Origin of the sequence: Bradyrhizobium sp. SUTN9-2, from assembly GCF_003122645.1 — a bacterium.
Classification (GTDB): domain Bacteria; phylum Pseudomonadota; class Alphaproteobacteria; order Rhizobiales; family Xanthobacteraceae; genus Bradyrhizobium; species Bradyrhizobium yuanmingense.
The window spans coordinates 394,301-404,954 of record NZ_LAXE01000001.1 but is presented as its reverse complement, the minus strand read 5'-3'; the positions used below and the strand labels follow the sequence as shown (position 1 = coordinate 404,954).

Annotated in this window: 12 protein-coding genes and 1 pseudogene; 6 read left to right on the top strand and 7 right to left on the bottom strand. The window is 63.6% G+C overall.

Features of this window, described 5'->3' with window-relative positions:
- Positions 1–738, bottom strand: a 738-nt coding sequence (locus XF30_RS01930) for a caspase family protein (RefSeq protein WP_146207781.1), incomplete at its 3' end; no start/stop codon positions are given.
- A 347-nt stretch (positions 739–1,085) separates the two neighbouring features.
- Between XF30_RS01930 and XF30_RS01925 the strand changes: the two genes are divergently transcribed.
- Positions 1,086–1,892, top strand: coding sequence for an N-acyl homoserine lactonase family protein (locus XF30_RS01925; protein WP_109141775.1), 807 nt, complete (start codon positions 1,086–1,088; stop codon positions 1,890–1,892).
- A gap of 90 nt (positions 1,893–1,982) precedes the next feature.
- On the opposite strand, the gene XF30_RS01920 is transcribed toward XF30_RS01925, so the two are convergent.
- The 4 genes and pseudogenes from XF30_RS01920 to XF30_RS01905 form a co-directional block, all read right to left on the bottom strand.
- On the bottom strand, positions 1,983–2,333 hold the full coding sequence (locus XF30_RS01920) for a hypothetical protein (RefSeq protein ID WP_036030648.1): 351 nt from the start codon (positions 2,331–2,333) through the stop codon (positions 1,983–1,985).
- Between the two features lie 38 nt (positions 2,334–2,371).
- Positions 2,372–2,536: pseudogene (locus tag XF30_RS01915) on the bottom strand (MarR family winged helix-turn-helix transcriptional regulator); the annotation flags it as partial.
- Positions 2,537–2,573: 37 nt separating this feature from the next.
- Positions 2,574–3,293 carry a class I SAM-dependent methyltransferase gene (locus tag XF30_RS01910; RefSeq protein WP_036016344.1) on the bottom strand — a complete coding sequence of 240 codons (720 nt, stop codon included), beginning with the start codon at positions 3,291–3,293 and terminating at the stop codon, positions 2,574–2,576.
- Positions 3,294–3,382: 89 nt separating this feature from the next.
- Complete coding sequence (locus tag XF30_RS01905; RefSeq protein WP_057030293.1) at positions 3,383–3,916, bottom strand: MarR family winged helix-turn-helix transcriptional regulator; 534 nt, start codon at positions 3,914–3,916, stop codon at positions 3,383–3,385.
- A 111-nt stretch (positions 3,917–4,027) separates the two neighbouring features.
- Between XF30_RS01905 and XF30_RS01900 the strand changes: the two genes are divergently transcribed.
- From XF30_RS01900 to fahA, 5 genes are all read left to right on the top strand, one after another.
- Complete coding sequence (locus tag XF30_RS01900) at positions 4,028–5,686, top strand: FAD-dependent oxidoreductase (RefSeq protein WP_109141774.1); 1,659 nt, start codon at positions 4,028–4,030, stop codon at positions 5,684–5,686.
- Between the two features lie 8 nt (positions 5,687–5,694).
- A complete protein-coding gene (locus XF30_RS01895) occupies positions 5,695–5,919 on the top strand; it encodes a DUF2783 domain-containing protein (protein WP_025032749.1) in 225 nt (74 codons plus the stop codon).
- An 18-nt stretch (positions 5,920–5,937) separates the two neighbouring features.
- Positions 5,938–6,894: an MBL fold metallo-hydrolase gene (locus XF30_RS01890; protein ID WP_036031359.1), complete on the top strand. Its 957-nt coding sequence runs from the start codon at positions 5,938–5,940 to the stop codon at positions 6,892–6,894.
- Between the two features lie 2 nt (positions 6,895–6,896).
- The gene (gene hmgA / locus XF30_RS01885; RefSeq protein ID WP_057030265.1) at positions 6,897–8,243 is read left to right on the top strand and encodes a homogentisate 1,2-dioxygenase; all 1,347 of its coding nucleotides are present in this window, start codon (positions 6,897–6,899) and stop codon (positions 8,241–8,243) included.
- 179 nt (positions 8,244–8,422) lie between these two features.
- Positions 8,423–9,697 carry a fumarylacetoacetase gene (gene fahA, locus XF30_RS01880; protein WP_109141772.1) on the top strand — a complete coding sequence of 425 codons (1,275 nt, stop codon included), beginning with the start codon at positions 8,423–8,425 and terminating at the stop codon, positions 9,695–9,697.
- Positions 9,698–9,706: 9 nt separating this feature from the next.
- On the opposite strand, the gene XF30_RS01875 is transcribed toward fahA, so the two are convergent.
- Positions 9,707–10,018: a DUF1272 domain-containing protein gene (locus tag XF30_RS01875; RefSeq protein ID WP_057030263.1), complete on the bottom strand. Its 312-nt coding sequence runs from the start codon at positions 10,016–10,018 to the stop codon at positions 9,707–9,709.
- Between the two features lie 74 nt (positions 10,019–10,092).
- Positions 10,093–10,572: an Lrp/AsnC family transcriptional regulator gene (locus tag XF30_RS01870; RefSeq protein WP_192893010.1), complete on the bottom strand. Its 480-nt coding sequence runs from the start codon at positions 10,570–10,572 to the stop codon at positions 10,093–10,095.
- Positions 10,573–10,654: the final 82 nt, after the last annotated feature.

Here is a 10,654-nt window from a genome sequence, read left to right as displayed (position 1 = left end):
CGAGAAGTCTTCGGCCAATGACGAGGAAATCCACGGCACCTGCTCGCCGCGCGAGGCGCGGGTGACGCCCATCTTGGTGCGGTTCAGCGTCTCCTCGGCCATCAGGTCGGGAACGCGGATTTCCTTCAGCAGCTCCTGGACGAACAGGCTGCGGTCGCCGCCGGCGTCCGAGACCACCGAGGCCAGCGCCGCCGAGTACATCACCAGCGTGCCGTTCGGGGCGATCACCGGGGTCAGGCCCGCTGAGAAGCTGCGGAACCGGCGCTCGAACGGGTTGCGCCTGGACGCATCGACCAGCGCGATCTTGACGCCGGCGCCGCGGGTGTTGAGCTCGCCGAGGACCGTCTCGAGGCTGAAACCATCGCGGCGCACGTCGGACTCGGTCCAGATCTGCGCATCCACCGGCAGCAGGTAGCTCTGGCGCGCGGACTGGATGCCGAAACCCGAGAAGAACACCAGCGCGACCGAGCCCGGCTTGATCTTGCCGTAGAGCTTGTCGAAGGCGCGGCGCATGGCGTCGCCGGTCAGATTCTCGCCGAGTTCGACCGAAAAGCCGTCGCGCTTGAGCTCGTCGGCGACGGCGCGCGCATCGTTGATCGGTTCCTTCAGCGGGGCATCCGCATCCGGATATTTGGCGTTGCCAATGACCAGCGCAAAACGGTCGCCGGCCGCAAGCGAGGGGGCCGTCGGGACGAGCGAGATCAGCAAGGGCAGAAGAATAAAGAAGCGAATTTTCATAATCAGCGCGGTCCAGCCAAAAGGCGCCGTTCCAGCTTGCGCCGCGGCGACCTTAACTTACGCTTACCTCATTATCAAACCGGGGACGGAGGGCGTCAACCGCTTGGAGATTCGACCTTATCCCGATGATGGACCGCAGCGGATGGGCATGCCGCGAGAGGAATGGATGGTGTTGTCATGACGGTCCTCGGTACCTCGATGCTGTCCGGCGGACCTTAGCGCGGCCAGGGCGGGTGAAGACGTGATCGATCTCACATTGCAGCCTCGCCTCCGGGTTTGACCTTTCCTGCCGGTGGTGGCTTGGTGTGCGCGATCGTCCAAGATCCAACTCTAAAAAAAGCGAGCCCATGGGAAACGTCTACGAGATCTACGCCCTGCGCTATGCGACGATGTCGCCGCGCACCCCCCACATGAACTTCCTCCTGCCCGACCCGCATGACAGCGCGGCGCAGGACCTCGATTATTTCGTCTGGCTGATTCGAGGGCACGGCCGCGACATTCTGGTCGATACCGGCTTCAACGCCGAGGAGGCGAGCGCGCGGGCGCGCAAGCTCACGCTCAATCCCGTCGATGCGCTAGAGCGTTTCGGCGTCGCGGCGTCAGCCATTCGTGACGTCATCGTGACACATCTGCATTACGACCATGCCGGCAATCTCGACCGCTTTCCCAACGCGCGCTTCCATCTGCAGGAGCGCGAGATGGCCTACGCGACCGGACGCTGCATGTGCAACGGCCTGCTGCGCCACCCGTTCTCGGTCGAGCATGTGACGCTGATGGTGCGCCACGTCTATGGCGAGCGCGTCACCTTCTATTCCGGCGATGGCGAGGTTGCTCCCGGCGTGACCGTGCACCGCGTCGGCGGCCATTCCGACGGCTTGCAGGTGGTGAAGGTCGAGACCGCGCGCGGCGCCGTGGTGCTGGCCTCCGATGCCGCGCATTATTACGCCAATCTGCAGCGCAAGAGCCCGTTCCCAATCGTTTATAATGTCGGCGACATGGCGCAAGGCTGGGACACGATCGAGCGCCTCGCCGGCCATCCCGACAGGTTCATCCCCGGCCACGATCCGATCGTGACCGAGATCTATCCGCGCGCCAGCGATGAGGTCGATGCCTGGGCGCTGCATCTGCCGCCGACGCGGTCGTTTGCGAGGTGATGGTGTCGCCGTCATTCCGGGTTCGCCGCTCTGCGGCGCCCCGGAATGACAGCTCGTAGGATGGGTTTCGCTGGCGCTCTACCCACCAGCTCAGTTCGGGGCGTTCAGGAGGTCGTGTAGACCAATGGCCTGTTGATCGTTGAGCAAGATCCGCTTCGCGCCAACATAAGTCAGCTCGAACCGTCCCGCTTCGTCGTCAATGGTTCGTACGCCATCGAGCACTGCAAGAAGCCCGAACAGCGCTTGATGGACTGATGTCGCGATCACGCGATTAACGTTATCAGCGTCTTCCGGTCGTAGGCCGTTGTACCAATCCGAGCACGCCCGCTCTCGGAGCGGCACACTCCTACCCGGAGGGTTCTTCAGACCGGCTATTGTATCTTCGATTGCGGCATCCTTCACATAGCGCTTGATGGCTTCAACGAATTCTTGGCTATTCATTTCGCCTCTCATCTACTAACCGCTCGCGACAGCCTGCCCTAATACGCCTGCTTCGCATCCGCCTCTTTGCTGGTCTGGATCAGATCGAGACTCTGCTCGATCTTGCCGAGCAGGGCCGAGAGCTGCTTGCGCTCCTGCGCCGAGAGGCAGGCGAGGATCTCGTCCTCTCGCCGCAGCAATTGCGGGAACAGCTCCTCGTAGAGTTCGTCGGATGGGTTGAGACGGGAGGCGGGCGCGATGTCAACGAGCACCGGCAGGATCCCCGCAAGCAACGATATCGTGGGGAGATTTTCGAGCCGCTAGCTCCGGAGGAGAGAATACCGCCAGGTATCCTCCGCCCCCTGCGAGCTTATATGTGGCGATCTCGCGATAGTCGACGGCGGTCAACTCGCACCGCAAGAGCTCAATTGGCGTGCCATGCTTCGACGTCGGAAGCTCAAGATCGACAATTCCGACCCGCGCACCTTGCTTCAAGGCGGACGCAAGATTGTAGAGAAAGGCATAGGGTTGGGCTATCTCGTGATACATATGCACAAGGATTGCGGCGTCCAGCGAGGAAGCGGGCAGACGCGGGTCGTGTGGTTCGCCGAGCGCGAATTGCACGTTTGTCAACTTCAGAAGTTTTGTTCGCCTGGCGAGTTCGACGAGATAGTCCCGCGTGACGTCCTGGGCAACGACAGAGCCGGCGGATCCGACGAGGTGCGAGAGCCTGACCGTGTGATAGCCACTGCCTGCTCCAATGTCGCCGACAGTCATCCCTGGTTTCAGTTCAAGAGCGCGTGCGATTTGACCGGCCTCATTGAGGGCGTCGCGGCGCTCTTCGGCGGAGCGGCGCGGGCTGACGATCCGTGCGACAGGACGCTGCGGTGAGGGAAACTCGTTTGCCGCGACTCCAGGGGGAGCCAGATAACCTATGTCAGCGGCGTATGCGCGAGTTGCGGCAAACGCCACAAGGAGCATCGCTATATACCTCGCTGCCGTCACGGTCCTACCAAGTTTTCTCAACCGGGCTCCCAAAAGCTGACGTCTGCGCCTTATGGGTGGGCGCCCTAATACGCCTGCTTCGCATCCGCCTCTTCGCTGGTCTGGATCAGATCGAGGCTCTGCTCGATCTTGCCGAGCAGGGCCGAGAGCTGCTTGCGCTCCTGCGCCGAGAGGCAGGCGAGGATCTCGTCCTCTCGCCGCAGCAATTGCGGGAACAGCTCCTCGTAGAGCGCGCGGCCCTTCCTGGTCAGTTGCAGGCGGAATTCGCGGCGGTCGGCTTCGTTCTCGACCCGCTCGATCAGGCCGTCGCTGAGCAGCGCCGTCACTGCGCGGCTGATGGTGGATTTGTGCGTGCGGGTGCATTGCGAAATGTATTGCGCGCTGCAGGCATCATTGCGGAAGCCGAGCGTGGCGATGACGCGCCAGGCCGGAATGTCGAGGCCGTGGCGTTCCTGATACTCGACCGACAGCGCGGAACTGACCTCCGCGGCGAGCCGATTGAGGCGGAACGGCACGAACCTGAACAAATCGAGCCGCGGCTTTGGCCGCTCGTCGGCCGCACGCGCCTTGAGCGCGATGTCGCTGGATGTCCTCGCCAAGGAGAGCGCCTCCGAATTCCAGTTGACGGCCGGCCGGCTCCGGTCCAAAATAGTTGCACGTGAGACTATCTAGCAGATCGATCCTGTCCTGACCAGAGCCGAGGTTCGTGTATGGCGCCGGCCAATACCCCTCACGCCGAGACCGCTCAAGCTAAGACCGCTCAAGCCAAGACCCAGTTCGGCTACCGCCGTCACCCCGATCAGGACCGCCCCGGCTCGAGCCCCGCGGCGCATCCGGTCGTGATCGTCGGCGCGGGCCCGGTCGGGTTGTCGCTGGCGATCGATCTTGCCCAGCGCGGCCAGCGCGTCGTGCTGCTCGATGATGCCGACCGCATCGGCGAGGGCTCGCGCGCGATCTGCTTCTCGAAACGCTCGCTGGAATATTGGGACCGGCTCGGCGTCGGCGACCGCATGGTCGAGAAGGGCGTGGTGTGGAGTGTGGGGCGGATCTTCCATGGCGAGTCGCAGCTCTACCAGTTCAATCTCCTGCCCGAAGACGGTCACAAGCGGCCGGCCTTCATCAATCTCCAGCAATATTACGCCGAGGCCTATCTGGTTGATCGCATCAACGAGCTGCCGGAGATCGACCTGCGCTGGCGCAACAAGGTGACCGCGCTCGAGCAGCGCAACGAATCCGCGCTGCTGACGATCGAGACGCCCGAGGGCGCCTACCGCCTGAATGCGCGCTATGTCGTCGCCTGCGACGGCGCGCGCTCCTCGCTGCGGCAGATGGTCGGGGCGGAATTCGCCGGCCAGATCTTCGAGGACCAGTTCCTGATCGCCGACGTCAAGATGACCGCGGAATTTCCGACCGAGCGCTGGTTCTGGTTCGATCCGCCGTTCCATGCCGGGCGTTCGGCGCTGCTGCACCGGCAGCCCGACGATGTCTGGCGCATCGATCTCCAGCTCAATCGCTATGCCGATCCGGTCCTCGAGAAGAAGCCGGAAAACGTGCGGCCGCGGATCGCGCGCATGCTCGGCCATGACAAGTTCGAGTTCGAGTGGATTTCGCTCTACAAATTCCAGTGCCGGCGGATGGACCGCTTCATCCATGGCCGCGTCATTTTTGCCGGCGATTCCGCGCACCAGGTCTCGCCCTTCGGTGCGCGTGGCGCGAACTCGGGACTCGAAGACGCGGAGAATCTGTCCTGGAAGCTCGACCGCGTGCTGCGCGGCAAATCGCCTGCGAGCCTGCTCGAAAGCTACCATCTCGAGCGCAGCATGGCGGCCGACGAGAACATCCGCGAATCCACCCGCTCGACCGACTTCATGGCACCGAACTCGCATCAGGAGGCGCGGTTGCGCAAGGCGGTGCTGTCGCTGGCCAAGGAGACCGAATTCGGCAAGCGCATGGTCAATGGCGGTCGGCTGTCGGTGCCGTGCAGCTACGATACGCCGCTGTCCTCGCTTGATGCGGATACGTGGCGCGGTGGACCGCCGCCCGGCGGTTCGATGCTCGACGCGCCCGCCGCAACGTCCGCCGGCGAGCCGATCTATCTGACGGATGCCTTCCGCAAGGGTGGAACGGATTTCACCTTGCTGTCGTTCAGCAATGGCGCGCCGATCGATGCGCCTGATGGTATCAAGGGCATCCGCATTGGCGCCGACGGTGAATTTGCCGATCCCTCGGGCCTAATCGCAAAGCGCTACGGCGCCGTGCCGGGTGCCGCCTACCTGCTGAGGCCCGACGGTTATGTCGCGGCGCGCTTTCGTCATCCGACGCGTTCAGCGATCGCGGCGGCGCTGGCGCGAGCCGAAGGTTTGTATTGAGGTCTGGCATGCCGCTCTCCACCAGTTCGAACTTCGCGCGCCCTGACGACGCCTTCCGCGCCATCGTCGAGGCGCATCGCGGCCTAACCGAGGAGCAGAGCGCCGATTTCGACGCGGCGCTGGTTCTGATCCTCGCCAATCATATCGGCGACATCGACGTGCTGCGCGAGGCGATCGGACTCGCCAAGCGCCGCATGATCGACGGTCAGCAGCAACAACAGCAGCAACAATAACCTGGTAAGGACGAATTGATGGCGAAAAACTTCGCATCCACCGGCGATCTCGCCGAGAAGAAGATCACCTTCTCCGAGATCGGCACCGATCTCTATGCCTTTACCGCCGAGGGCGATCCCAACACCGGCGTGATCGTCGGCGACGATGGCTGCCTCGTCTTCGACGCGCAGGCGACGCCGGCCATGGCGAACAAGGTGATCGAGCGGGTCCGCACGGTGACCGACAAGCCCATCAAGTATGTCGTGCTGTCGCATTATCACGCCGTGCGCGTGCTGGGCGCCTCTGCCTATCACGCGCAGGGCATCGTCGCCTCGCAGGAGACTCATCGGCTGATTGCGGAGCGCGGCCAGCAGGATTGGGATTCCGAGTACGGCCGCTTTCCGCGCCTGTTCCAGGATGCGCAGAGCATTCCCGGCCTGACCTGGCCGACGCTGACCTTCGAAGGCGAGATGACGATCTATCTCGGCAAGCGCGAGGTGCGCCTGATGCAGCTGGGCGCCGGCCACACCTCGGGCGACATCGTCGGCTGGGTGCCGGATGCGGAGGTGATGTTCTCGGGCGACCTCATCGAATATCACTCGGCCTGCTATTGCGGCGATGCGCATTTGCGCGAATGGCCGATGACGCTGAACGAGATCCGCAACTTCAATCCGAAGGCGATCGCGCCGGGCCGCGGCGATGCGCTGAAGGGCACCGCCACGGTGCGCGAGGCCATCGCGATGACGCGCGACTTCGTCACCTCGCTCTATGGTGCCGCCGAAATCTCGGTCGCCAAGGGCCGCAGCTTAAAGGAATCGATGGCGGCGACGCGCGAGGTGATGGATCCGAAATTCTCGAGCTTTGCCATTTACGAGCACTGTCTGCCGTTCAACGTGTCGCGCGCTTACGACGAAGCGTCCGGTATCGACGACCCCGTGATCTGGACCGACAAGCGCGATCAGGAAATGTGGGCCGCCTTGCAAGGAGGAGGATAGTCATGAACATCAATACCTCGCCTGATCAGATCATCCGCAGCTCGGCCCAGGTGACGCCAGGCTACATGTCCGGCTTCGGCAACTCTTTCGAGACCGAGGCGCTGCCGGGCGCGTTGCCGATCGGGCGCAACTCGCCGCAGCGCTGCGCCTACGGACTCTATGCCGAGCAGCTCTCGGGCTCGCCCTTCACCGCGCCGCGCGGCAGCAATGAGCGCTCCTGGCTCTACCGCATCCGCCCCTCAGTGAAGCATTCCGGCCGCTTCGAGAAGGTCGACGCCGGGCTGTGGCGTTCGGCGCCGTGCCATGAATACGACCTGCCGATCGCGCAGCTGCGCTGGGATCCGACACCGCTGCCGAAGGAGGATGTCACCTTCATTCAGGGCGTGCAGACCATGACGACGGCGGGGGATGTGAATACGCAGGCCGGCATGGCCGCGCATGTCTATCTCATCACCAAGTCGATGGTGGATCAGCATTTCTATGATGCCGATGGCGAGCTGATGTTCGTGCTCCAGCAGGGCAATCTGCGCCTCGTCACCGAGTTCGGCCGCATCGATGCCGAGCCCGGCGAGATCGTGGTGATCCCGCGCGGCGTCAAGTTCCGCGTCGAGATTCCGAACGGGCCGGCGCGCGGCTATCTCTGCGAAAATTACGGCGGCGCCTTCACGCTGCCGGAGCGCGGGCCGATCGGCGCCAATTGCCTCGCCAATGCGCGCGACTTCCTGACGCCGGTGGCAAACTACGAGGACAAGGACACGCCGACCGAGCTCTACGTGAAATGGGGCGGCTCGCTGTTTAAGACGGCCTTGCCGCATTCGCCGATCGATGTCGTCGCCTGGCACGGCAATTACGCGCCGTACAAGTATGATCTGCGCACCTTTTCGCCGGTCGGCGCGATCGGCTTCGACCATCCCGATCCCTCGATCTTCACGGTGCTGACCTCACCCTCGGAGACCGCGGGCACCGCGAACATCGACTTCGTCATCTTCCCCGAGCGCTGGATGGTCGCCGAAAACACCTTCCGTCCGCCCTGGTATCACATGAACATCATGAGCGAGTTCATGGGCCTGATCTACGGCGTCTACGACGCCAAGCCGCAGGGCTTCGTCCCCGGCGGCATCTCCTTGCACAATTGCATGCTGCCGCACGGCCCCGACCGCGACGCCTTCGAGCACGCCAGCAACGGCGAATTGAAGCCGGTGAAGCTGACCGGCACCATGGCCTTCATGTTCGAGACCCGCTACCCGCAGCGCGTCACCGCGCATGCGGCGAAGTCCTCGACGCTGCAGGACGATTACGCGGATTGCTGGAAAGGCCTGGAGAAGCGCTTCGATCCGAGCAAGCCGTAGTTTTCTTCACCCTCTCCCCTTGTGGGAGAGGGTGGCTCGTCGCGAAGCGACGAGACGGGTGAGGGGTCTCTCTCCGCGAGTGAACCTCTCACATTTGGATACGCGGACAGAACCCCTCATCCGGCGCTTCGCGCCACCTTCTCCCACAAGGGGAGAAGGAAGAAAGAACCGAGCCAAACGTGACAACCCACCCCAACGACCCCAGCCTCCGCTCCTTCGTCGACGTTGATCCGGCCTCGGACTTCCCGATCCAGAACCTGCCTTACGGCGTGTTCTCGACCGCTTCCAATCCGACACCGCGGGTCGGCGTCGCGATCGGAAACTACGTGCTCGATCTCTGGGAGCTCGAGCAGGAGTCCCGGCTCGATGTCGGGCCGCTCGGCGTGTTCTCGGGTCCCTCGCTCAATCCCTTCATGGCGCTGGGCTCGAAGGTCTGGACCAACACCCGCGCACGTATCAGCGAGCTGTTGCGTGCGGATCATCCGGAGCTGCGTGACAACGAGGAGCTGCGCAAGCAGGCTCTGGTGCCGATGCGCGATGTTAGACTGCATCTGCCCTTCGCCGTCTCCGGCTACACCGATTTCTATTCGTCGAAGGAGCACGCCACCAATGTCGGCGTGATGTTCCGCGGCAAGGACAATGCGCTGCAGCCGAACTGGCTGCATATGCCGATCGCGTATAACGGCCGCGCCTCCACCGTCGTGGTCTCCGGCACCAGGGTGAAGCGGCCGCGCGGGCAGCTGAAGCCGCCGAACGTGGAGCTGCCGAGCTTTGCGCCGTGCAAGCGGCTCGATTTCGAGCTGGAGATGGGCGTCGTGATCGGCCAGCCGTCGCCGATGGGCGGCATGCTCACCGAGAGCCAGGCCGAGGAGATGATCTTCGGCTTCGTGCTGCTCAACGACTGGAGCGCGCGCGACATCCAGCAATGGGAATATGTGCCGCTCGGCCCGTTCCTGGCCAAGGCGTTCGCGACCTCGATCAGCCCCTGGGTGGTGACGCGCGAGGCGCTGGAGCCGTTCCGCCTGAACGGGCCGGAGCAGCAGCCGGTGCCGCTCGATTATCTCAAGCAGACCAGGCCGCAAAACTACGATGTCGAGCTCGACGTCTCCTTGCGCGGCGCCGGCGCCAATGCGCCCGCCAGCATCAGCCGCACCAACTTCAAATACATGTACTGGTCCTCGGTGCAGCAATTGATGCACCACGCCTCAAGCGGCTGCGCCATGAATGTCGGCGATCTCTTAGGGAGCGGCACCATCTCCGGCCCGGAGAAGAACCAGCGCGGCAGCCTGCTCGAGATCAGCTGGAACGGCACCGAGCCGGTCGAACTGCCCGGCGGCGCCAAGCGCTCGTTCCTGGAGGACGGCGACAGCCTCGTGATGCGCGGCTGGTGTCAGGGCAACGGCTACCGCGTCGGGTTCGGCGAGGTCGAGGGAACGATCGTGGCGGCGGAGTAGCGGGCCAAATCACCGTTTCTCCGGCGGCACGTCGCGCACCCGCGCGCAATGCGCCGCGACATCCTCCAGGCTGTACTTCAGATGCACCCGCTTGTCGGACGGCGCCTGCCTGGCCGTGCACACGCCCGGCCGCCATTCCTGCGCCGGCCTGATCGGCCGCGGGGCGAAGCCGCCGCCGCAATTCGGGCAGACATTGAACAGCTTGGTCTCGACGCAGTCCGCGCAGAACGTGCATTCATAGGAGCAGATCCGCGCATTGGTCGCGTCGGGCGGCAGGTCGCAATCGCAATATTCGCAGTTCGGTCGCAGCTGGAGCGCCATGTTGAATCTCCGCAACTGGAGCTGCGATCATCGCAGATCGCGTTGCCAGCGCGAATGCCATAGTTCCCTCGATTTCAGCCGGGCTTGATCTCCTTCAGCGGCAGCTTCGAGCTCTCCTTCAGCCTATCAAGCACGATCGAGGAGCGCACATGCGCCACGCTCTGGTGCGGCATCAGCACGTCATTGACGAGGTTGGACAGGCCCTTGAGATCGCGCAGCACGGCCTTGAGCACATAGTCGGCATCGCCCGTCAGCGAATACGCCTCCTGGATTTCGTCGATCCGGTTCACCAGCGCGCGAAAACGCTTGGAGTTGTCGGGCGAATGCGTCGCGAGCCCGACCTGGATAAAGGCGATCACGCCGAAGCCGAGCGCATCGCTGGAGAGGTCGGCGTGGTAGCCCGATATCACCTTGTCCTCCTCCAGCCGCATCCGCCGCCGTGAGCATTGCGAGGCAGAGAGGCCAGCGAGATCGGCCAGCTCCTGGTTGGTGAGGCGACCGTCGTCCTGCAGCGCACTCAGGATCTTGAGGTCGAAGGCATCCACGGAGATCATGCGTGTTTTGTCCATCTGATGCACGGATCGTGCATACATTAGCCAATCGGTGTCCCGTTTGCACGCCTCTTGCGCGCCCCAT

Bases quoted from the DNA above. Each gene is read 5' to 3' on its own strand.
- XF30_RS01925 (WP_109141775.1), top strand. From the start codon at position 1,086: ATGGGAAACGTCTACGAGATCTACGCCCTGCGCTATGCGACGATGTCG.
- XF30_RS01910 (WP_036016344.1), bottom strand. From the start codon at position 3,293: ATGCTCCTTGTGGCGTTTGCCGCAACTCGCGCATACGCCGCTGACATA.
- XF30_RS01895 (WP_025032749.1), top strand. From the start codon at position 5,695: ATGCCGCTCTCCACCAGTTCGAACTTCGCGCGCCCTGACGACGCCTTC.
- hmgA (WP_057030265.1), top strand. From the start codon at position 6,897: ATGAACATCAATACCTCGCCTGATCAGATCATCCGCAGCTCGGCCCAG.
- XF30_RS01920 (WP_036030648.1), bottom strand. From the start codon at position 2,333: ATGAATAGCCAAGAATTCGTTGAAGCCATCAAGCGCTATGTGAAGGAT.
- XF30_RS01870 (WP_192893010.1), bottom strand. From the start codon at position 10,572: ATGATCTCCGTGGATGCCTTCGACCTCAAGATCCTGAGTGCGCTGCAG.
- XF30_RS01900 (WP_109141774.1), top strand. From the start codon at position 4,028: ATGGCGCCGGCCAATACCCCTCACGCCGAGACCGCTCAAGCTAAGACC.
- XF30_RS01875 (WP_057030263.1), bottom strand. From the start codon at position 10,018: ATGGCGCTCCAGCTGCGACCGAACTGCGAATATTGCGATTGCGACCTG.
- XF30_RS01890 (WP_036031359.1), top strand. From the start codon at position 5,938: ATGGCGAAAAACTTCGCATCCACCGGCGATCTCGCCGAGAAGAAGATC.